Origin of the sequence: Reyranella sp., from assembly GCF_965249915.1 — a bacterium.
Lineage (GTDB): Bacteria > Pseudomonadota > Alphaproteobacteria > Reyranellales > Reyranellaceae > Reyranella.
On record NZ_OZ252257.1, the window covers coordinates 6,086,651 to 6,107,476 of the forward strand.

The following is a 20,826-nucleotide window of genomic DNA, read 5'->3' on the forward strand; positions in this document are numbered from 1 at the left end:
ACACCTTCTTTAGGGAGAGACTCATGAAGCTCTATTACATGCCCGGCGCCTGCTCGATCGGCATCCACGTCCTGCTCGAGGAAATCGGCAAGCCCTACGATGCGCACAAGGTCGACGGCGCCAAACAGGAACAGTACGGGCCCGACTTCGTGGCGCTCAACCCGAAGTCGAAGGTGCCGACCCTGCAGCGCGACGACGGCTCGGTGCTGACCGAGTTCCCCGCGATCGCGGTGTGGCTCGCCCGGAAGAATCCCGAGGCCGGCCTGCTGCCGTCCGACGCCGACGGCGAAGCGCGCGCGCTGGAGGCGATGGACTACGCGGTGTCGACCATGCACATGCAGGGCTTCAGCCGCATGTTCCGCCCGGGCAACTTTGCGCCGACTGAAGCCGACCACGACAAGGTCAAGGCGCGCGGCAAGGAGATCATGGAGAAGGGCCTGGCGCTGATGGACAAGGCGCTCGAGGGCAAGGAGTACCTTGCGGGCAAGTTCTCGGTGGCCGATGCCGCGCTGTTCTACGTCTCCTTCTGGGCGGCCGGCCGCATGAAGATGCCGCTGCCCAAGAACGTCGCCGCCCACTATGAGCGCATGAAGGCCCGCCCGGCCGTGAAGCGCGTGCTGGAGCAGGAAGGCCTTTCGGCCGCGGCCTGATATCCCGCGAGATCCGGGCCGTCCCGCTGTGCGGGGCGGCCCGGCCGCGATCTTGCGACGGCGATCTTCGGCGCCGTCGCGCGCTGAGCTAAGCTCGCGCCATGTCCTTGCCTGCTTCCCTGCGCGACCGCCTCCGCCTGCCGCTGATCGCGGCGCCGATGTTCCTCGTTTCCGGCCCGGCCCTCGTGACGGCGGCCTGCCGTGCCGGCGTCGTGGGCTCCTTCCCCACCGCCAACTGCCGCACCGTCGAGGAACTCGATGCCTGGCTGGCCGGCATGGCAGACGACGCCAAGCGCGCCGCCGATCGCGAGGGCCGTGCGCCCGCGCCCTGGTGCCCCAACCTGATCGTGCATCGCTCCAACCCGCGCGTGCCCGAGGATCTCGCCGCCGTGCTACGTCTCAAGGCGGAGATCGTGATCACCTCGGTCGGCTCGCCCGAGCCGGTGATGAAGCCGCTCAAGGACGCGGGCTGCCTCGTCCTGGCCGACGTGGCCTCGGTGCGTCATGCCGAGAAGGCGGTGGCGGCGGGCGTCGACGGGCTGGTGCTGCTGACGGCCGGCGCCGGCGGCCAGACCGGCTGGGCCAATCCCTTTGCCTTCGTGCGGGCGGTGCGGGCGTTCTGGGACGGAATCGTGGTGATGGCCGGCGGCATGGCCGACGGTCACGCCGTCGCGGCTGCCCAGGCCTTGGGCTGCGACCTTGCCTATATGGGCACCAAGTTCATCGCCACGCGCGAGAGCCTGGCCAAGGACGCCTACAAGCAGATGCTGGTGTCGAGCCGCCTCGACGACGTGCTGCTCACGCGCGCCTTCACCGGGCTGGAGACCAACATGCTGCGGCCGTCGATCGCCGCGGCCGGCCTCGATCCGGAAAACCTGCCGGCGCGCGGCAAGATCGACATTTCCAAGGACATCAACGCAGCCGAGCGCGAACGGCCCGACGCCAAGCGCTGGAAGGACATCTGGAGCGCCGGCCATTCGGTCTCGGGCGTCGCCGACGTGCCGTCGGTGGCGGCGCTTGTCGAGCGCACCGCCACCGAATACGACGCCGCGTGCCGCTCAATGCAGCGTGTATAGCCCGCAGGAGAAGCGGAATTCGGCGGGTTTGATCAGCTGCGTGTTGGCGACGGTGACCTTGTGCAGCTTGCCGTCGAGATTGCGGTCCCAGAAATCGAGGAACTTGGTGAGGGCGGGGAAACGAGGGGCCAGATCCAGGTTCTGCCAGAGGAAACTCTGCAGGACGTGCTTGTGATCGGGCATCCAGTAAAGGATTTCAGCGGTCGTGATGCGGTAATCGTTGAGCTGCGCAACAAAACTACGATCCATTTAGGCCCTCCTTGACTTGGTGCGCGTGGAAGAATAGTCACGCACCTCTCTCGGAAAATCAGCAAAAATCGTTCCAGTTCAAAGACTTAGCGGCAATCCCGTGGGATTGCTGCTAGTGCGAACCTACTTTGGGAACCTTTCGGGAGCTGCCTTGACTCAGGGACCCGACAACCCTAAATCCCGTGCGCCATTGGCACTCACTCTCTGAGAGTGCTGACAGCACTACATTCACCGCGGCCGTGAGGTCGCGCAGGGTCAATCGCTCACTGGAGGAAGAACCATGAAGTTCCGTCCGCTTCACGACCGAGTCGTGGTCAAGCGCGTCGAGGAAGAAGGCAAGACCAAGGGCGGGATCATCATTCCCGACACCGCCAAGGAAAAGCCGATGGAAGGCGAGATCGTGGCCGTCGGTCCGGGCGCCCGCGACGAGAAGGGCAACCTGGTTGCTCTCGACGTCAAGAAGGGCGACCGCGTCCTGTTCGGCAAGTGGTCGGGCACCGAGATCAAGATCGATGGCCAGGATCTCCTGATCATGAAGGAATCCGACATCATGGGCATCATCGACGGCTCCGCCTCGATGAAGAAGGCCGCCTGAGCTTCGCTCGGCTTCACCGAAACCAACATTCAAGAGGAATAGAAAATGGCAGCCAAGGAAGTCCGCTTTAGCGCCGACGCCCGCGAGCGCATGCTGCGCGGCGTCGACATTCTCGCCAACGCCGTCAAGGTGACGCTGGGCCCGAAGGGCCGTAACGTCGTCATCGACAAGTCGTTCGGCGCCCCGCGCATCACCAAGGACGGCGTCACCGTCGCCAAGGAGATCGAGCTCGCCGACAAGTTCGAGAACATGGGCGCCCAGATGGTGCGCGAAGTGGCCTCGAAGACCAACGACATCGCCGGCGACGGCACGACGACGGCGACCGTTCTCGCCCAGGCGATCGTGCGCGAAGGCGTGAAGTCGGTCGCGGCCGGCATGAACCCGATGGACCTCAAGCGCGGCATCGACCTCGCTGTCGAGGCGGCCGTCGAGGACATCAAGGCGCGCGCCAAGAAGATCACCGGCACGGACGAAGTCGCCCAGGTCGGCACCATCTCGGCCAACGGCGACAAGTCGATCGGCAAGATGATCGCCGAAGCCATGAAGAAGGTCGGCAACGAGGGCGTCATCACGGTGGAAGAGGCCAAGAGCCTGGACACCGAGCTGGACGTCGTCGAGGGCATGCAGTTCGACCGCGGCTATCTCTCGCCGTACTTCATCACCAACGCCGACAAGATGATCGCCGAGCTCGACTCGCCGTACATCCTGCTGTTCGAAAAGAAGCTGTCGGGCCTGCAGGCGATGCTGCCGGTGCTCGAGGCGGTCGTGCAGTCGGGCAAGCCGCTGCTGATCATCGCCGAGGACGTCGAGGGCGAGGCCCTGGCGACCCTGGTCGTGAACAAGCTGCGTGGTGGCCTGAAGATCGCTGCCGTCAAGGCGCCGGGCTTCGGTGACCGTCGCAAGGCGATGCTCGAGGACATGGCGATCCTGACCGGCGGTCAGCTGATCTCCGAGGACCTCGGCATCAAGCTCGAGAACGTCACGCTCGACATGCTCGGCAAGGCCAAGAAGGTCATCGTCGAGAAGGAAAACACCACGATCGTCGACGGCTCGGGCAAGAAGGCGGACCTCCAGGCTCGCATCAGCCAGATCCGCGCGCAGATCGAGGAGACCACTTCGGACTACGACCGCGAGAAGCTCCAGGAGCGCCTGGCCAAGCTCGCCGGCGGTGTTGCGATCATCAAGGTCGGCGGCGCCACCGAAGTCGAAGTGAAGGAAAAGAAGGACCGCGTTGACGACGCCATGCACGCCACCAAGGCTGCGGTGGAAGAGGGTGTTGTCGCCGGCGGCGGTTCGGCCCTGCTCTACGCGCTGCGCGCGCTGGACAAGGTCCGCACCTCCAACGACGACCAGAAGGTCGGCATCGAGATCGTGCGTCGTGCGCTGCAGGCGCCCGTCCGCCAGATCGCCGAGAACGCCGGCTACGACGGCGCCGTCGTTGCGGGCAAGATGCTCGAGCAGAAGGACACGAACTTCGGCTTCGACGCCCAGAAGGGCGACTATGTCGACATGATCAAGGCCGGCATCATCGATCCGGTGAAGGTCGTTCGTACGGCCCTGCAGGACGCCGCCTCGGTGGCCGGTCTGCTGGTCACGACGGAAGCCATGATCGCCGAGAAGCCGGAGAAGAAGGCCCCGATGATGCCGCCGGGTGGCGACGGCGGCATGGGCGGCATGGACTTCTAAGTCCAGTCTTCTCAGAGAAGTCGGAAAGGCCGGGGAGCAATCCCCGGCCTTTCTCGTTGGAGCGCGCCACTCCAGTGGCGCATCATGAGCGCCACTAGAGTGGCGCGCTCCCATGAGTCTGAACTACCCGACATCGATCAAAGGCGTCGTCTTGCACGGCGGTCGCGTTCTGCTGCTGCTCAACGAGCGCGACGAGTGGGACCTACCGGGCGGGCGGCCAGATCCCGGCGAAGATCATCGGGCAGCGCTGGTGCGCGAGGTGCGCGAGGAGACAGGGCTGGCCGTCGATGTCGGCGCCCTCGTCGACCAGCATCTGTTCGAGGTGCTGCCGCAGCGTTTCGTGCGGATCGTCGCCTATGCCTGCACGCTCGAAACCGAGGGCGCGATTGCCCTCAGTCCTGAACATCGCGAAGCGTGCTGGGTCGAGGTCACAGCGCTCGGCGAGCGTATCGCCGGACGCCCGTTGCCGGCGGGCTATCTCGGCGCGATCCGCCAGGCCGCCTGCCAGCCCTTGTCGTCGTAGCTGCGACTGGTCTCGACCTTGAGGAAGCGGTCGTGCGCCCCGGCGGCGCCGAGCCACAGCTCGTTCCAGCCGTCGAAGCCGGCCAGCGGGTGGGCGAGTTGAAGCTCGCGGGCCAGTTTCCAGCCATCCATGCGCACGATCACGGCGCCATCCTTCTCCTCGGCCGAGACCGCCTCGCCCTCGGCCGCCAGGATCGTCGTCAGCCAGCGCGCGAACAGGCGGGCGCTGTCGAGATCGCCGGTTTCGACATCCGTCGGCAGGTCGATCTCGCGCGCGGTCTCCTCGTGGAACTGCAGCCCCACCAGACGCGCCACGCGGCCCATCTCGAGCTTGGCGTCCTGCGGGCCCAGAAGGTCCTGCAGCACCGGCAGCATGGTCTGCACGTAACCCATCGCGTAGGAGCGGTAGGTGCGCAGGCGGCGCTCCTCGGGCCAGCTCTCCGTCGCGAGCTTCGGCTGGGTCTTCCAGTCGATGCGCGGCATTTCCTCGTCATAGGCGAAGCGCACGCGCTCCTCCTCCTTTAGGGGGCGGCCGTAATCGTAATAGTAGCCTTCGAGGCCCGGCTTGCCGTCGACCGTCATGCCGGTGCAGACGAAGCCGAGGCCGGGATTGTTCAGCGAGACGCCGTTGTGGCCGTGCCAGCCGTGCAGGAAGGCCGCCGACACTTCGTGCGGGACGGCGGCGATGGCAGTGCCCTTCCACATCCAGCGCGGTGGCGGATAGCGCACCCACGCCTTCGTGTCGCTCTCGCGCAGATAACCGGTCTTCACGCCGCCCAGCGCGTTGGAGTGATAATGGTAGAGCGCGCAGGCCGGTGCATCCTTCTCGCCCGCGAGGCCGAGCTTCTGCAGGCCCGGCTTGAACTTCTCGAGGTGCTGCCGGCGAAAGTGCCGGAAGATGTATTCGCGCGCCGTGTCGCTGCCGCGTCGCGAGACGAGGCCGATCACCAGCGCCGTCATCAGCGCATTGTAGAGCGTGCCGACCGCCCGGTAGGCGGGTTCGCTAGCCATGATGGCCGTCGATCAGGATCGCCTTGGAATGGCCGGCCTTCAGCCGCATCGCGAGGACGGGCTTGTACTCTTCGGAATGATAGAAGCGCTCGGCCTTGGCGCGATCGGGGAATTCCAGCACGACCACGCGTGCCGGCGTCCAGCCGCCTTCCAGGCTGGTGCAGTGGCCGCCGCGCACGATGAACTTGCCGCCGAACTTGGAGACGAGGCCGGGCGTGTGCTTGCGGTACTCGTTCATCAGCTCTTCGTCCTTGGTGTCGATCTCGACGATGATGTACGCCGTCATGCCTTCCTCCCTCGTCAGCCGGTTTCCATGGGCAGGGCGGGATCGTTGGCCCATTCCTGCATGGAATTGTCGTACACCGAGACGTTCATGTGACCCAAGAGGGCGGTGAGCACGAAAGCGTCGAGCGTGGCGGCTATGCCGCCGCCGCAATAGACCAGAACGCGCTTGTCCGGGGCGGCGCCCACGCCTTCGAAGGCGGCACGCAGCTCGGCGATCGGCCTCAGCGCCTTGTCCGACCCGAACAGGCTGGCGGCCGGCACGCAGGACGAGCCGGCGATGCGGCCGGCGCGGCCATAGACCGCGCCGCCGGTGCCGCTGTGTTGGTCGTGGCTCAGGGCGTTGAGGGTCAGAGTCGAGGGATCGCCGATCGCGCCCCTGATCGCGTCCTTGCCGACGAAGATCTCCGGCCGGCCGCGCAGCGACAGCGTCGCCGGCGGATGGCTGACGGGCTCGGTCGACAGCGGACGGCCTTCCGCCTTCCACTTGTCGAGGCCGCCATCCAGGATCGCGACCTCGTCGAAGCCGACGGCGCGCAGCATCCACCAGATTCGGGCCGCCCAGACCGGCGAGGCATGGCTGTAGAGAACGACGAAGGTACCGTGACCGACGCCCTTGGCCGCGAAGGCCCGGGTGAGATCCTCGAGCGACGGCAGGGTGAAGCGAAGCGGTGAGGTCTTGTCGGAGAGGTCGGCCTGAAGGTCGAGATAGGCCGCGCCCGGGATATGACCCGCGTCGTAGTTGGCGCGCCCGCTTTCGGCGATGTAGCGGCCGTCGGGGCCGGGCTTCAGGTAGGTGGTGCAGTCGAACACGCGCAGGGCCGGAGCGCCGAGCTGGCGTGCGAGATCGTCTGTCGTGATCAGGTTGGCCGAGTGGGCCATGTCGCTCTCCCGGGGTTGGGGAGAGCAGAGATTAGCGCGGTTCCGGGTGACGGCGCGCTAAATCAGATCGTCTTGGAGGGCAGCGGCGGAACGCTGACCGGGCCCGACGAGGGCGCGGCGGCAGTCGGCGCCGGCGCAGAGGCCGGCGGGAGCTGGCCGACGTCGGGCGACTTCGGAGCGGCCGGCGTGGTGGTGGTCTTCTTCGTCTTCTTCGACGGCGCCTTCGCGACCTGCACCTTCTTCAGGCAGGCGCTGCGCTGCGAGCTGCTCTTGATCTTGTTGCAGGAGGCCGTCGTGGCCGTCTTCGGCTTGGCGGTGGGGGCCGTGGGTGTGGTGGTCGGCGCAGGCATGGTTTCGTCCTGCGCGAAGGACGGGGCGGCGAAGGCGACCGCAGCCAGGGCGGCCATGCTGGCGATCAAAAGACGCATGAAAATCTCCCGGGCCGCTTGCGGTGAGGGGACGGGTGCGGCCTCGCTGTATCTGCAAAATGCTATGTGATTTGTGGTATTTATGTCAAATTCTTAATGAGTTAGAGCAACTGCAATCGGAAAGCCCGTGCAGGCAATTCTCAACGTCGCCTTTCCGATCTTCGGCGTCATTCTGGCAGGCTATCTGGCCGGCCGCTGGCGCATCCTGGGGCCAGAGGCGACCACGGCGCTCAACGCCTTCGTGAGTTACTTCGCCTTGCCGGTCCTGTTCTTCGGGACCCTGGCGCGCACGCCGGTGACGGCCGTTCTGGATCCCAACCTCATGGCGGGGTTCGGCATCGCCGTGGTCGCCACCTTCGTGGTCGGCATGATCACCACGCGGCTCGTTTCGCGAGGCGGTCTGGCGGCGATGAGCCTGCAGGGGATCGCTTCCTCCTGGGGCAATGTCGGATACATGGGCGTGCCGCTCTGCCTCGCGGCTTTCGGCGAGCAGGGCCTGCCGCCGGCCATGCTCACGGTGATCGTGACGGCCGTCGTGTCCATGGTGTTCGGCGTCATGTTGATCGAGCTCGAGGTCGCGGCGGGCCACGGGCCGGTCCGGACCTTCCTGCGCGCCGCCTTCAACGTGGCCCGCAACCCGCTGCCGGTCTCGATCGCGCTGGGGATCGTGGCCTCCTGGGGCGGCCTGCCGATCCCCGTGCCGTTCGAGAAATGGCTCGACCTCATGGGCGCCGCGGCCGCGCCCTGCGCCCTGTTCGCCATCGGCCTGTTCCTGTCGGACAAGTCGATCAAGAGCGGTCTCGCCGAGGCGGGGCTGGCCACCCTGATCAAGCTCCTGCTGCAGCCATTGGCGGCGCTGGTGATCCTGCCGTTCTTCGTGCCGATCGATTCGATCGCGGGCAAGGTGGCGTTACTGATGGCCGCGCTGCCGACGGCCGCCAACGCCTTCGTGCTGGCCAAGCAGTTCGACGTGTCGGTCGAGCAGAACACGGCGTCCGTTCTCCTGTCGACGGCCTTCTCGGTGGTCACGGTTTCTGCTTTGCTGGTCTGGCTGCGCGTGACCTGACGACGACAAGGGGGAGAAGAGGCATGCTTCAGGAATTCAAGAAATTCGCGATGCGCGGCAATGTCGTGGATCTCGCCATCGGCGTGATCATCGGCGCCGCTTTCAGCAAGATCATCGACTCGCTGGTCGGCGACATCATCATGCCGATCATCGGCCGCATCGCCGGCGGCCTCGACTTCACCAACTACTTCATCGGCCTCACCCCGGCGGCCAGCCAGGCGGCGACCTACGATGCCGCTAAGAAGGCCGGCGCGACGCTGGGCTACGGCACGTTCCTGACCGTGACGGTGAACTTCCTGATCATCGCCTGGGTCCTGTTCCTGGTGATCAAGGGCATGAACCGCGTGATCAAGCAGGAGGAGAGCGCGCCGCCGCCGCCTGCACCGCCGACCAAGGAGCAGGAGCTGCTGACGGAGATTCGCGACCTGCTGAAGGCGCGGGGCTAGGCCGCCGCCTTCTGCTGGTCGAACATCGCGTCGAGCCGGCGGGCCAGCCCGTCGGAGATCCTGGTGAGCGGCAGGCGGCATTCCGGCGACGCGATCAGCCCCTGCCGCCACAGGAGATGCTTGATCGGCATCGGATTGGCTTCGGCGAACAGCATCGGCACGAAGGCGGCGAGCGGCGCCCAGGCGGCCCGCGCACCGGCGAGATCGTTGGCGCGGAAGCAGCGCTCGACCTCGACGAAGCCTTCCGTCACGAGATGGCTCGCCGCCAGGATTCCGCCTTCGGCACCGTTGGCCCTCATGGTGAAGAACAGCGCATCCTCGCCGGTCAGGACCGCGAAGTCGGCTGGCTTGCGGCGCAGCAGCTCCAGCGACTGCTCGATGCTGCCGGAACTGTCCTTCACGCCGACGATGTTCGGCACCTCCGCCAGCTCGAGCAGCGAGTCGTTCGATAGATTGACCGCCGTGCGATAGGGAATGTTGTAGATCACGACGTCGCGCTCGGTGGCCGCGGCGATGCGGCGGAAATGCGCGATCAGCCCGTCCTGGCTCGGCCGGTTGTAGTAGGGGCACACCGAGAGGATGCCGGCGATCGGCAGGTGGCGGAGCCGCTTCAATTCCTTCTCGACCTTGGCCGTGGCGTTGCCGCCGACGCCCGCGAACACCGGCACGCGACCGGCGGCGACGGCCAGGGTGCGTTCGATCACGGCCGCGATCTCGTCCTCGTCGAGCGCCGGCGATTCGCCCGTGGTGCCGAGCGGCAGCAGCCCGTCGACGCCTTTGGCGATGTAGTGGTTCACCAGCCGGTCGTAGCTCGCGAAGTCGATGGCGCCATCCTTGAACGGCGTGATGAGCGGAAGCCAGAGGCCTGAAATCTTCGTGGTCATGGCGATACGCTAGGGGACGAACACAGATAACAAAAACGAATGTTTTGGATGGAAGCGTTCGAAAGTGCTTATGTATTGTCCATGCGCAAGGATCTCGATCTGGCGCTGGTGCGCGCCTTTCTGACCGTCGTCGAAGCGGGCGGCGTCACGCGGGCGGCGGCGGCGCTCGGCATGAGCCAGGCCGCCGCCAGCCAGCAGATCAAGCGGCTGGAGGAGGCGCTCGACTGCCGGCTCTTCAACCGCCAGGGGCGCGGGCTGGTCCTGGCGCCGGCCGGCGAGCGGCTGCTCGAACAGGCGCGACGCCTGGTGGCGATGAACGACGAGGTCTGGTCGTCGATGCGCGCGCCGCAGTTCGAGGGCGAGGTCCGCTTCGGTGTCCCTTACGACATCATCGGCAGCTTCGTGCCGGCGATCCTGCGGCGCTTCGCCAAGGCGCAGCCGCGCGTTCGGGTCAGCCTGGTCTGCGAGGATTCGCGTGTGATCCGCGAGGAGCTGACGTCGGGCGGCGTCGATCTCGCGATGACGACCGAGATGGAGTGCGGCCGTCACGGCGAGACCTTGCGCACCGACCGCCTGGTGTGGGTCGGGGCGGCCGACGGCGACGCCCATCTCAAGGATCCGCTCCCGGTCTCGCTTGGCGCGCCGACCTGCGTCTTCCGTCCCATCGCGGTCGAGGCGTTGGGCAAGGCGCGGCGCGACTGGCGCGCGGTCTGCGAGGTGAGCCGGCTGGAGCCCGTCTATGCCGTACTGGAGGCGGGCCTCGCGGTGGCGCCGCTGCTGCGCTCCTCGGTCCCCGAGCGCTTCGTGATCCTCGGCCGCGAGGCGAAGCTGCCGCCGCTGCCGGAGTTCCGCATCAACCTCTATGCGCCGCCCGGCCTGGGACCTGCCGCCCGCGATCTGGCCGATCACGTGCGGGCGAGTTTTTCCGGACGGTTACGAAGCCATAACAATTGATACCAAGCGCCCCCTGTGCCGATGCCCCGCCGGCCCGTATCTTCGCGTGCATGGACGGGGCGCGGTTCGAGAGATCGCCGCGGCGGCCAGCGAGTTTAGAGGGGGCGTCTGGGGGCCTGGAGAGTGAAAACTCTCCGGGCCCTCATTTTTTTTGCCGACATGAAACGGTCATGGAGGCGTGTTTGATCCGGGCGTCGCAGAGGAGGATCGGGTGATGTCAGTGACGAGCGAGTCCGTGCTCGACAAGCCGAGGGGTGCGGTCGTGGTGAGGCCGTCGACCGAAAGCGACGTGCCGGCCATGATTGCGATCTACACGCACCACATCACGCGCGGCGTTGGCGACGTCGATATCGAGCCGACGCAGTCCGACGACATCAAGCGGCGGCGCAAGAACATGCTGCGGCGCCGGCTGCCGCACCTCGCCGCGGAACGCGACGGCGTGATCGTGGGCTATGCCTATGCGGTCCCGTTCCGCAAGCGCCCGGCCTACCGCTATGCCGTGAAGCATTCGATCTACGTCCATCCCGACCATGTCTCCACCGGGATCGGCCGCCTTCTCCTGCCGGCGCTGATCGAGGCCTGCGCCGGCACCGGCTATCGCCAGATGTTCGCCTATATCGACGCCGACAACGTCGCGTCGCTCAGCCTGCACGAGACCCACGGCTTCCGCCGGGTCGGCCTGCTCGAGGGCGTCGGCTTCAAGTACGGCAAGTGGGCCGACAGCGTGCTGATGCAGCGCGCCATCGGCGCGGGCGCCAGCACGCCGCCGGTCGAGATCGCCTACTCGCGCACCACGTAGGTGTAGAAGCGCACGCGGCCCTCCTTGTCGATCTCGCGATAGATGCCCTGGATCTCGACGTCGAAGCCGGGAAAGAGGTTGGCGCTCTTCTGGAACATGAGCAGATAGTCGAGCATCGGCTTGGCCCGCTCGTCGAGCCGCTCGCCGGGCACGATGCTGGCGATGCCGGGCGGGTAGACCACGAACATGGTGGTGGCAATGCGGCCGGCCGCCTCTTCGATCGGCACATAGTCGACGTTGTTGCGCACGAGCTCGCGGACCGCCACGTGCGGGGGCATGGCGGGTTCGGGCAGGTGCTCGGGCATGAACTGCGCGCGCTGCATCAGGCTGACGTTGCTCTCGCGGAAGAAGGCGTGCATCTCGGCGCAGAGATCGCGCAGCCGCATGCCGCCATAGCGTGCCGGCCGCTTTCGGACGAACTCGCTGATGACGTCTTCCAGGCGTGCATTGTCGTCGTGCAGCCGCTTGAAGATCACGAGCGCACTCAGCAGGGTGCCGGCCTTGCTCGACTCCACGCCGGGAGTCATCAGGAACAGCAGCGAGTTGAGGTCGTTCTTTTCCGGTACGATCTGGTTCTCGCGCAGATATTGCGCGACCACGGGGGCGGGGATGCCGTGACTGGCATAGCCACCGGTCTCGCGGTCGAAGCCCGGCGTCAGGACGATCAGCTTGTTGGGATCGGTGATCGCATAACCGGGCGCCACGTGCTTGAACCCGTGCCAGCGCCGCTCCGGGTCCAGTTCCCAGTAGCGTGCATGGGTCGCAAGATCGTCCGTCGGCACCTCCTCCCACAGCTGCTCGCGATCGCCCACCATGACGCGGTTGGGAACGAAGGGCTCGAAGAACCAGCGCCGCGCCGGGTCGCGCTCCTTGTCCTCGAACTCGCGCCGGATGGCACGGATCTTCTTGCGGATCTCGATGCCGAGGCGAATCGTGTCGTCCCACAGCACTTCGCCCGAACGCCCCTTCATCATCTGCGCGCCGACATCGAGCGAGGCGAAGATCGGATAGAAGGGCGAGGTCGAGGCGTGCAGCATGAAGAATTCGTTGAAGCGGCGATGCTCGATGCGCCGCCGCTGGCCCTTGATATGGCGGTCGCGGACGTGGATCTGCGAGGCCTGGCTGAAGCTGGCGAGCTGCTTGTGCGCCGACTGGGTGGCGATGATGCCGGGACTGTCCGGCCCGAGATTGGTCAGGCCCATGGCGAAGCGGCCGGCATAGAGCGGATGGAACTTCATGAAGCCCGCCCAGGCCTCGTCGAACAGGATGTAGTCGCAGAGATGGCCGATCTTCTCGACGATCAGCCGCGCGTCGTTGATCGTGCCGTCGTAGGTGCACTGCTCGATGACGGCGACGCGGAACGGCCGCTCGCGCTTCCACGCTTCCTTGTCCTGGACCAGCGGGTTGGTGCGGATCTTCTCGCGGATGGCGGTCTCGTCGAGCGCCTCGTGGAAGATCGGCCCGATCAGCCCGTGGGCGTTGCGGTCGGTCTCGAGATAGATGGGAATGCCGTTGCCCAGGAACAGCGCGCCGTGATGGGCGGCCTTGTGGTTGTTGCGGTCGAACAGGACGAGATCGCCCTCCGCGACCAGCGCCTGCAGCACGATCTTGTTCGACGACGAGGTGCCGTTCAGCACGAAGTAGGTCTTCTCCGCGCCGAAGATGACGGCGGCTTCCTTCTGCGCCTTCAGGGCCGGTCCCTCGTGGACCAGCAGGTCGCCGAGATCGAGCACGGAATTGTCGAGGTCGTCGCGGAACACCGCCTCGCCCAGATGCTCGACGAAGATCCGGCCGATCGGGCTCCTGTTGTAGAAGATGCCGCCATTGTGGCCGGGGCAGGTCCAGAGCTGGTTGCCTTCCTCGGCATAGTCGACCAGCTCGCCGAAGAACGGCGTCTTCAGGGTCTCGGCATACTGCTTGAGCCGGCTCACCAGGTTCTTGGCGATGAACTCGGGCGTCTCCTCGGAGAGGAAGATGTAGCCGTCGATATAGTCCATCACCTCGACCGGGATGTCCTGCAGCCGCTTGCGGCGTACCAGGATCACGATCGGCATCTCCAGCCCGCGCCGGCGCATCATGTTGATCATTGCGGCGGCCTTGCCGTCGAGGCCTTTCTTGCCCCAGTCGACGACCATGCAGCCGATGGCGGCGTCGGTCTGGACCACCATCTCGGCATCCTCGATGCGGCGGGCCCGCACGACCTGGAAGCCCATCTTCTCGATGGAAACCGTGATCTCACCCAGCCTGTGGCCTTCGAGATCGTCGGCGTCGAAGGCCGGAGCGCAGACGAGGAACGTGAAACGCCTGAAGAAATCCATCAGTAGACCGCCGGGACATAGAGTTCGGGAGCGACCGGCGTGCGCGCGTAGTCGGGCTTGTGTTCGCGCTTGGGCAGGACGATCGGTTGGTGTTCTACATCCTTATAGGGCACTTGTTGCAGCAAGTGGTGGATGCAATTGAGGCGGGCGCGGCGCTTGTTGTTGCCCTCGACCACCCACCAGCGGGCCTCCGGAATGTGCGTCCGGGCCAGCATTTCCTCCTTGGCCTTGGTGTATTCCTCCCAGCGTCGCCGGGATTCCAGGTCCATGGGGGAGAGCTTCCACTGCTTCATCGGGTCGTGGATGCGCATCAGGAAGCGCATGTTCTGCTCCTGGTCGGTGATCGAGAACCAGTACTTCAGCAGGATGATGCCGGAGCGCACGAGCATGCGCTCGAACTCGGGCACGGTCTCGAAGAAATCGCGGACGTCGGCTTCCGTACAGAAGCCCATGACGCGCTCGACGCCCGCCCGATTGTACCAGCTGCGGTCGAACAGCACGATTTCGCCGCCCGCCGGCAGGTGGGAGATGTAGCGCTGGAAGTACCATTGGGTGCGTTCGCGCTCGGACGGCGCCGAAAGAGCGACGGTGCGGCAGACGCGCGGGTTCAGCCGCTGGGTGACGCGCTTGATCACACCGCCCTTGCCGGCGGCGTCGCGCCCCTCGAACAGCACGACGACCTTGAGTTTCCGGGCGATCACCCAGTCCTGCAGCTTGATCAGCTCGCGCTGCAGGCGCAGCAGCTCGGTGAAATAGAATCTGCGGTCGATTCCTTCGTTCTGCGGCAGGTCGCCGTCGCCATGCTCGGGCAGGCGGGCCAGCATCTCGTCGCCCAGTTCGAGCTCGAGATCCTCGTCGATACTGTCGGCCAGCTCCCGGCGGACGCGATCCTCCAGCGCCTTGCGGTCCCGTTCGCTCTCCATGCCAAGCCCTCCATCACCCTCAGAGTGGCGGGGAAAGTGAGGGGCGCATATGACAATTTGACGACAATCAGGCTACGTCCCGAAGCGCGCCTTCAGGGACGCGGCAGCAGGCCTTTTTCCTGCATTTCGGCGAAGCATTTGCGGAACATCGCCTCGGTATCCATGACCTCGGTGAACCCCGCCTGCATCAGCTTGATGGTCGAGACCAGCGCCGCCGGTCCCGGCTCCGTGCGGCCGTAGCCCATCGTGTAGTCGGCATATTCGAACGACAGGCCGACGAAGTCCCGCAGCGTGCCCGACTTCAGCCGGTAGGCGGCGCGGATTTCGGCCCATTCGCCCTCGCGCGGCCGGATCTCGCGGTCGAGCGCCAGGGGCGCGTGGTCGCCCGGCTCGAAGCCCAGCGCGTCGGCAATGGCGGGCCAGACGTTGGGCCAGACGAAGACGTCGCCGTTGGTGACGTTGAAAATCTCGTTGCGCGCCGTCGCGGCCTCGCCCGACCAGGCGATGGCGCGCGCCAGCAGGTCGGCATCGACCGCCTGCGCCACGCGGCCGACCCCGCCCGGATAGTCGAGCTTCGTCTTGCCGGCCTTGCGCATGAAGGCGGCATAGACCCCCAGCGCCGGGATGACGTTCATGGCGCTGCCCACCGAATCGCCCACGATCAGGACGGGCCGAAGGATCGACCAGCTCCAGCCCTTGCCCGCCTGGCGTTCGCGCAGGAAGCGCTCCTGGTTCCAGTAGAAGTTCGGCTGCTCGTGCATCTCCGAACGATTCTCGCGCGCCGGCACGGCGAGCGGACGGACATGGACGCCGTAGGCCTTGGTGCCCTGCAGCAGCGCCACATGCCGCAGCCCCGGCGCCGCCCGTTCGAGCGGGGCCATCAGATTGCGCAGCATCAGGTCGTTGGTGCGGATCTGTTCTTCTTCCTGCCATCCCGCGACCAGCCCGGGCCGCTCGTAGAGGGCGGCATAGACCAGGTGCGTGACGCCCGCGAATTCCGGCGCCAGCGCCTCGCACGCTGCCCTGTCGGTGAGATCGAGCGGCAACCAGCGCGCCCCATGGGTCGCGTCCGGCTTTCGGCGCGAGACGGCCATGACTTCGCAGCCCTCGACGGCGGCGAAGTGCTTCAGAGCGGCATGGCCGACGAGGCCGGTGGCCCCGGCGACCAGAATCTTCTTCGACGACATCGTCACTCCCGGCATTGCAGGGTGACGAAGCTACTCCACCTTGGCGCCCGATGCCTTGATCACCGGTGCGAGCTTCTTTTCCTCGGCGGCGCGGTAGGCGGCGGTTTCTGCCGGCGGCATCCAGATCTGGGTGGCACCCTGCTGGTCGAAAGCGGCTTTCACACTGGGCTTCTGGAGGGCCTGCTTCGTCAGCGCCGAGAGCTTCTCGACCATGGCCGGCGGCACGCCCGCCGGCGCGCAGACGCCGCCCCACGAGGTGATCTCGAAGCCCGGCAGGAACTCCCCGAAGGTGGGCTTGTCGGGCACCGCGGGATGACGCTCCTTGGAGGTCACCGCGATGCCCTTCACCTTGCCGCCCTTCATCAGGCCGAGCGGCCCGGGAATGTTGTCGAACATCATGTCGACCTGGCCTGCGAGGATATCCTGATGGGCGGGCGCGCTGCCCTTGTAGGGAACGTGCAGCAGGTTGACGCCCGCCATCTGCTTGAACATCTCGCCGGTGAGATGCGGACTGGTGCCGGCACCCGACGAGGCGAACGAGTATTTGCCCGGATTGGCCTTCGCCAGCGCGATCAGTTCGGGGATCGTGTTGGCCGGGAAGTCGAGCCGCGTCATCAGCATGTTGGGCACCGACCACAACATGGCGATGCCGGTGAAGTCCTTGCCCGCGTCGAACGGCAGCTTCGCATAGAGCGTGGGGGCGATGGCGTGCGCGGCGATGGTGTAGAGGCCGATCGTGTAGCCGTCGGGCGGCGATTTGGCGATGGCGTCGGCGCCGATGTTGCCGCCGGAGCCGGCGCGGTTTTCGATGATGAACTGCTGACCCGTCAGCTCGGAGAGTTCCTGGCAGACGATGCGCGACAGCGTGTCGGTCGGGCCGCCCGGCGGAAACACCACGATGTATTTCACCGGGCGGTTGGGCCAGTCGCTCTGGGCACGGGCGATGCCCGAGGCGATCATCGGCGCGGCGAGTACACCGCCGGAGAGTAGGAGCGCGCGTCGGCGCGGAATCATGACTTTGGTCATCTTGAACGTAGCCTCCTGTGCTTTCTTTATTGGGCGACAGTCTAACTGAGTCGTTCCGCTGTTCAATATGACGCCGGCCGGAGCCTTCGCTTGATTTGAGAGGGCGCGGCCGCCACGGTGGCGCCCGCAACAGGAGACGGTGCGATGAAGCTGGATTTCACGGGCAAGAAGGCAATCGTTTGCGGCGGCAGCCGCGGTATCGGCAAGGCCATCGCGATGGGGTTCGCGGCCTGCGGCGGCGACGTGTCGATCTGCGCACGCGATTCCAAGACGCTCGAGGAGACCCGCGCCGAACTCGCCAGGTACGGCCACAAAGCGCATGCCGCCAGCGCCGACCTCGCCCAGGGCGATGCGGTGCGCGGCTATGTCCGGGACGCCGTCTCCGCACTGGGCGGCGTCGATTTCCTGGTGAACAACGCCTCGGCGTTCGGCTCCTCGGACGACGACAAGGGCTGGACCAGCAACCTCGCGGTCGACATGCTCTCGATCGTCCACGCCACGCAGGAGGCCTTGCCCGAGCTGAAGAAGTCGCAGGGCAACGTGGTCAACATCTCCTCGATCTCCGCCCATCATCCGGCAGCACGCCAGCCGCCCTACGGCGCCATCAAGGCGGCGGTGATTCACTACACGGTCACGCAGGCGGCGATGTACGCCAAGGATCGCATCCGGGTGAACTGCATCGCACCGGGCTCGATCGAGTTTCCCGGCGGCGTCTGGGACAAGCGCAAGACCGACAATCCCGCTCTCTACAACGGCACGCTGGCGTCGATTCCGTTCGGCCGCATGGGCACCGCCGAGGAAGTGGCGAACGTCGCCCTGTTCCTCGCCTCGCCGTTCGCCTCCTGGGTGACCGGCCAGACCATCGCCGTGGCCGGCGGACAGGGACTGTAGTTCCGATGTCCCCGACCAACCGGACCCACGTCCTGCTCTGGACGGATGCCCCGACGGCCTATCTCGATGCCATCCAGGCCGCGGGCCTCGCCGACCGCGTCGCGGTCGACACCCTGCCGCGCAAGGAAAAGCCATCGGCCGAGCAGCTCGCCCGGACCGAGGCGATGATGGCGGGGGCGGTGCCGGCGGGTCTGCTGCCCACGATGCCCCGGCTGCGCTGGGCGCAGGCGATGAGCGCCGGTGTCGACAACTGGCTGGCGTTGCCCGATCTGCCACCGGGCCTCACGCTCACCTGCGCGCGCGGCACGCATACCGAGTCGATGCCGGAGAACATCATCGGCGCGCTGTTCCATGTCGCGAAGCCCTACGCGCAGGTCGCCGAGCATCAGAAACAGGGCAAGTGGGTCCACACGGTGGCCCAGCCGCTGACCGGCAAGACGCTCGGCATCCTGGGCCTCGGCGTGATCGGGCAGGAAGTGGCGCGCATTGCCGTCGCGCTCGGCATGCACGTGATCGGCACCAAGCGTCGCCCGACGCGCATCCCGAACGTCGCCGAGGTGCTGCCGCCGGAAGCGACCGACGAGGTGCTGTCGCAATCGGACTTCGTCCTGTTGCTGCTGCCGGCGACGCCGGAGACCGAGAACTTCATAGACGCCAAGCGGCTGGCGAAGATGAAGCCCTCGGCATGGCTGCTGAACTTCGGTCGCGGCCAGATCGTCAACGACGCCGATCTCATGGCGGCGACGAAGGACAAGACGATCGCCGGCGCGCTGCTCGATGTGTTCCGCCAGGAGCCTCTGCCGCCCGAACACCCGTTCTGGAAGGCCGAAGGCATCGTCGTGCTGCCTCATATCGGCGGCCCGCATCCGCAGCGCGACCGCTTCGTGGCGCGCCTGTTCGTCGAGAACCTCAAGCGCTTCCTGGAAGGCGAGCCGTTGAAGGAAGTGGTCGACCGGACCGCCGGCTACTGAAGCGACCGCGGGCCGGTCGGTCGGGGTCTACTTCAGGCCGTAGGTCGTGAACTGGCCGGCGACCTCGGGATCGAGGGTCAGGGCGGCCGCCTTGTCGGCTTCGCCCTCCCGCGTTTCGCCGAGCCTGAGGCGGGCGATGCCGCGGCCATAGAGCGCCAGCGGGCGGTTGGGGTCGACGTCGAGCGCCTGATCGTATTCCTTAACGGCCCGGCGGGGATCTCCCATCTTGAGGAAGAGGAAGCCGCGCGTGTCGCGGACATCGAGATTGAGCGGCAGGAGTGCCTGCGCCTTGTCGCAGTCCTGGAGGCCCGCGGGCAGATCCCGGCCGGTGGCGGCGCGGACCAGACAGCGGTTGTTGTAGGCCAGCCCCATGTCGGGGTCGAGCCTGATGGCCGCGTCGTAATCGGCCAGCGCCTTGTCGTACTCGTGCTTGGCGAAGTGCGCGTAGCCGCGATTGTAGTAGGCGACGGGATTGGCAGGATCGGCCGCGATCGAAGCGTCGAGATCGCGGATCGCTGCGTCGTACTTCCCTTGCTCCGAAAAAAGAGCGGCGCGATTGGCGAGCGCCTGCGGGTAGCTTGGCACGCGCTGCAGGGCCGCATCGTAGTCCTGCATCGCGAGCTTTTTCTCGCCACGCCGGTTGTTGGCCAGTCCGCGCACGACATAGGCCTGGGCATTGTCGGGCGCCAGGGTAAGCGCGCGGTCGAGGTCGGCCAGGGCGCGGCCGTTGTCGCCGAGCTGGCTGTAGGCATTGCCCCGTGCGATCAGGGCATCGACGTTGTCCGGCTGCAGGACCAGCACCTTGTCGAAATCCTCGATGGCGCGATCGTAGGCCCGCTTGCGCGTCGCCAGCAGCACGCCGCGACCGAGAAAGGCCAGCGAGTTGCCGGGGTCGATGCGGATCGCGTCGTTGTAGTCGGAGAGGGCGCGATCGGTCTCGCCCGTCGCATGCAGGACCGTGGCGCGGCGGTACAGATTCAGGGCGTCGGGATTCCTGGGATCGATGACGCCGTCGTAGTGCTTGAGCGCTTCCGAATAGTCATCGGCCGCCAGCGCCTTGTCGCCCAGAGCGGTGCGCGCGAGGCCGCGCGTCAGTCGGGCGAGGGCGATCTCGTCCGGCTTGAGCTGGCGCGTCTGCAACGCCTTGGAGCAGGCCGCCGCGCGCTCTTCGGCATCCTTGACCGTGGGCCAGGCGCCGCGCACGCACGCCTCATAGAGCTCCGCGACCGCAGCGCCGCTCAGCGCGGGGGACGGAGCGGATGTGGGAGCCGCCGCAGGAGCAGCGACGGTGGGTGCCGTCGCGGGGGGCGCTTGCCGGTCGGCCACCGTGGGCGGCTGAGGGATGCGGGAGGCGATGGCATAGAGGCCGGCGCCAACGGCGGCGAGGGCCGCGGTGGCGATCAGGGCCTTGGTCGAAGGGCGCATGTCTCGGGGGCTCGCACGGAGGAAGTCACTCAACGTCCGCCACTCTATCAGAAGGCGTCGGAGACAGGACGATCCTTCCCGCGCACGAGAAACGGCCCGCCCCACAGGGAGCGGGCCGCGTCGTTCGAGAGGAAAGCGTCAGCGGGTCGTGCCGGTGGTCCCGCCCGTCACACCGCCCGAGCCGGACGGGGCCGGCGCCATGCCCTGGTTCACCGAACCGCCGCCGGTCGTGCCGGCGCCGACGCCGACGCCTGAGCCCGTCGAAGTGCCGCCCGGGGGCTTGGTCGTCGCGCCGCCAGTTGTGCCTGTTCCCATGCCGGTCGTGCCGCCGGGACCCGTCGTCGAGGCGCCACCGCCGACCGAGGCGCCGCCGCCGGACGCGCCGCCGCCAGCGCCGGCACTTCCGCCCGCGCTACCGCCGCTCTGCGCCATCGCCGAGCCGCCGAAGAGGAGCGCCGCTGCGGTGACGGCGATCAGCTTGTTGGTGTTCATGAGTTCCTCCTGTTGCGTTGTTTGCTGCAGGAGAAACAGACAGTCGCTGCGATCGTTGCGCCG

At 66.7% G+C, this 20,826-nt stretch carries 23 protein-coding genes; 11 read left to right on the forward strand and 12 right to left on the reverse strand.

The window, feature by feature from the left end; genetic code table 11:
* Nucleotides 1-23 precede the first annotated feature (23 nt).
* On the forward strand, nt 24-650 hold the full coding sequence (locus ACP15H_RS29925; RefSeq protein WP_425069747.1) for a glutathione S-transferase family protein: 627 nt from the start codon (nt 24-26) through the stop codon (nt 648-650).
* A 101-nt stretch (nt 651-751) separates the two neighbouring features.
* Nucleotides 752-1,726 (forward strand): NAD(P)H-dependent flavin oxidoreductase, encoded by a 975-nt coding sequence (locus ACP15H_RS29930; RefSeq protein WP_425069748.1) that lies wholly within the window; start codon nt 752-754, stop codon nt 1,724-1,726.
* Here the strand turns inward: ACP15H_RS29930 and ACP15H_RS29935 are convergent.
* Nucleotides 1,709-1,975, reverse strand: a complete 267-nt coding sequence (locus tag ACP15H_RS29935) for an usg protein (RefSeq protein WP_425069749.1) — start codon at nt 1,973-1,975, stop codon at nt 1,709-1,711. The genes ACP15H_RS29930 and ACP15H_RS29935 overlap by 18 nt on opposite strands.
* A 280-nt stretch (nt 1,976-2,255) precedes the next feature.
* Between ACP15H_RS29935 and groES the strand changes: the two genes are divergently transcribed.
* The 3 genes from groES to ACP15H_RS29950 all read left to right on the forward strand — a co-directional run bounded on the left by groES (nt 2,256) and on the right by ACP15H_RS29950 (nt 4,779).
* Nucleotides 2,256-2,570 (forward strand): co-chaperone GroES, encoded by a 315-nt coding sequence (gene groES / locus ACP15H_RS29940; protein ID WP_295141661.1) that lies wholly within the window; start codon nt 2,256-2,258, stop codon nt 2,568-2,570.
* A gap of 45 nt (nt 2,571-2,615) precedes the next feature.
* Complete coding sequence (gene groL, locus ACP15H_RS29945; RefSeq protein ID WP_425069750.1) at nt 2,616-4,256, forward strand: chaperonin GroEL; 1,641 nt, start codon at nt 2,616-2,618, stop codon at nt 4,254-4,256.
* Nucleotides 4,257-4,368: 112 nt separating this feature from the next.
* The gene (locus ACP15H_RS29950; RefSeq protein WP_425069751.1) at nt 4,369-4,779 is read left to right on the forward strand and encodes an NUDIX hydrolase; all 411 of its coding nucleotides are present in this window, start codon (nt 4,369-4,371) and stop codon (nt 4,777-4,779) included.
* Here ACP15H_RS29950 and ACP15H_RS29955 read toward each other — a convergent pair.
* From ACP15H_RS29955 to ACP15H_RS29970, 4 genes are all read right to left on the reverse strand, one after another.
* Nucleotides 4,731-5,789 carry a hypothetical protein gene (locus ACP15H_RS29955; RefSeq protein ID WP_425069752.1) on the reverse strand — a complete coding sequence of 353 codons (1,059 nt, stop codon included), beginning with the start codon at nt 5,787-5,789 and terminating at the stop codon, nt 4,731-4,733. The genes ACP15H_RS29950 and ACP15H_RS29955 overlap by 49 nt on opposite strands.
* Nucleotides 5,782-6,075 carry a DUF1330 domain-containing protein gene (locus ACP15H_RS29960; RefSeq protein ID WP_425069753.1) on the reverse strand — a complete coding sequence of 98 codons (294 nt, stop codon included), beginning with the start codon at nt 6,073-6,075 and terminating at the stop codon, nt 5,782-5,784. The genes ACP15H_RS29955 and ACP15H_RS29960 overlap by 8 nt, the downstream gene beginning before the upstream one ends.
* 14 nt (nt 6,076-6,089) lie before the next feature.
* Nucleotides 6,090-6,953, reverse strand: coding sequence for a sulfurtransferase (locus ACP15H_RS29965; RefSeq protein ID WP_425069754.1), 864 nt, complete (start codon nt 6,951-6,953; stop codon nt 6,090-6,092).
* A 62-nt stretch (nt 6,954-7,015) separates the two neighbouring features.
* Complete coding sequence (locus ACP15H_RS29970) at nt 7,016-7,381, reverse strand: hypothetical protein (protein ID WP_425069755.1); 366 nt, start codon at nt 7,379-7,381, stop codon at nt 7,016-7,018.
* A 127-nt stretch (nt 7,382-7,508) separates the two neighbouring features.
* On the opposite strand from ACP15H_RS29970, the gene ACP15H_RS29975 reads away from it, so the two are divergent.
* Entirely contained in the window at nt 7,509-8,447 is a 939-nt protein-coding gene (locus ACP15H_RS29975) for an AEC family transporter (protein ID WP_425069756.1), read from the forward strand.
* A 23-nt stretch (nt 8,448-8,470) separates the two neighbouring features.
* The gene (gene mscL / locus ACP15H_RS29980) at nt 8,471-8,893 is read left to right on the forward strand and encodes a large conductance mechanosensitive channel protein MscL (protein WP_425069757.1); all 423 of its coding nucleotides are present in this window, start codon (nt 8,471-8,473) and stop codon (nt 8,891-8,893) included.
* Here mscL and dapA read toward each other — a convergent pair.
* Nucleotides 8,890-9,777 (reverse strand): 4-hydroxy-tetrahydrodipicolinate synthase, encoded by an 888-nt coding sequence (gene dapA, locus ACP15H_RS29985; RefSeq protein WP_425069758.1) that lies wholly within the window; start codon nt 9,775-9,777, stop codon nt 8,890-8,892. The genes mscL and dapA overlap by 4 nt on opposite strands.
* An 81-nt stretch (nt 9,778-9,858) precedes the next feature.
* On the opposite strand from dapA, the gene ACP15H_RS29990 reads away from it, so the two are divergent.
* Entirely contained in the window at nt 9,859-10,731 is an 873-nt protein-coding gene (locus ACP15H_RS29990; RefSeq protein WP_425069759.1) for a LysR family transcriptional regulator, read from the forward strand.
* Between the two features lie 214 nt (nt 10,732-10,945).
* Nucleotides 10,946-11,530, forward strand: a complete 585-nt coding sequence (locus ACP15H_RS29995; protein ID WP_425069760.1) for an N-acetyltransferase family protein — start codon at nt 10,946-10,948, stop codon at nt 11,528-11,530.
* On the opposite strand, the gene ACP15H_RS30000 is transcribed toward ACP15H_RS29995, so the two are convergent.
* The 4 genes from ACP15H_RS30000 to ACP15H_RS30015 all read right to left on the reverse strand — a co-directional run bounded on the left by ACP15H_RS30000 (nt 11,512) and on the right by ACP15H_RS30015 (nt 16,984).
* Entirely contained in the window at nt 11,512-13,848 is a 2,337-nt protein-coding gene (locus ACP15H_RS30000; RefSeq protein ID WP_425069761.1) for an Orn/Lys/Arg decarboxylase N-terminal domain-containing protein, read from the reverse strand. The genes ACP15H_RS29995 and ACP15H_RS30000 overlap by 19 nt on opposite strands.
* Nucleotides 13,848-14,771, reverse strand: a complete 924-nt coding sequence (ppk2, locus tag ACP15H_RS30005) for a polyphosphate kinase 2 (RefSeq protein WP_425069762.1) — start codon at nt 14,769-14,771, stop codon at nt 13,848-13,850. The genes ACP15H_RS30000 and ppk2 overlap by 1 nt, the downstream gene beginning before the upstream one ends.
* A 92-nt stretch (nt 14,772-14,863) precedes the next feature.
* Nucleotides 14,864-15,958 (reverse strand): NAD-dependent epimerase/dehydratase family protein, encoded by a 1,095-nt coding sequence (locus tag ACP15H_RS30010; protein ID WP_425069763.1) that lies wholly within the window; start codon nt 15,956-15,958, stop codon nt 14,864-14,866.
* Between the two features lie 30 nt (nt 15,959-15,988).
* The gene (locus ACP15H_RS30015) at nt 15,989-16,984 is read right to left on the reverse strand and encodes a Bug family tripartite tricarboxylate transporter substrate binding protein (protein ID WP_425069764.1); all 996 of its coding nucleotides are present in this window, start codon (nt 16,982-16,984) and stop codon (nt 15,989-15,991) included.
* A gap of 144 nt (nt 16,985-17,128) precedes the next feature.
* On the opposite strand from ACP15H_RS30015, the gene ACP15H_RS30020 reads away from it, so the two are divergent.
* Both ACP15H_RS30020 and ACP15H_RS30025 read left to right on the forward strand, forming a co-directional pair.
* On the forward strand, nt 17,129-17,875 hold the full coding sequence (locus ACP15H_RS30020; RefSeq protein ID WP_425069765.1) for an SDR family NAD(P)-dependent oxidoreductase: 747 nt from the start codon (nt 17,129-17,131) through the stop codon (nt 17,873-17,875).
* Between the two features lie 5 nt (nt 17,876-17,880).
* Nucleotides 17,881-18,846, forward strand: a complete 966-nt coding sequence (locus tag ACP15H_RS30025) for a D-2-hydroxyacid dehydrogenase (RefSeq protein ID WP_425069766.1) — start codon at nt 17,881-17,883, stop codon at nt 18,844-18,846.
* A 27-nt stretch (nt 18,847-18,873) separates the two neighbouring features.
* On the opposite strand, the gene ACP15H_RS30030 is transcribed toward ACP15H_RS30025, so the two are convergent.
* Both ACP15H_RS30030 and ACP15H_RS30035 read right to left on the reverse strand, forming a co-directional pair.
* Nucleotides 18,874-20,271 (reverse strand): tetratricopeptide repeat protein, encoded by a 1,398-nt coding sequence (locus tag ACP15H_RS30030; RefSeq protein ID WP_425069767.1) that lies wholly within the window; start codon nt 20,269-20,271, stop codon nt 18,874-18,876.
* 138 nt (nt 20,272-20,409) lie between these two features.
* Complete coding sequence (locus tag ACP15H_RS30035) at nt 20,410-20,763, reverse strand: hypothetical protein (RefSeq protein WP_425069768.1); 354 nt, start codon at nt 20,761-20,763, stop codon at nt 20,410-20,412.
* Nucleotides 20,764-20,826: the final 63 nt, after the last annotated feature.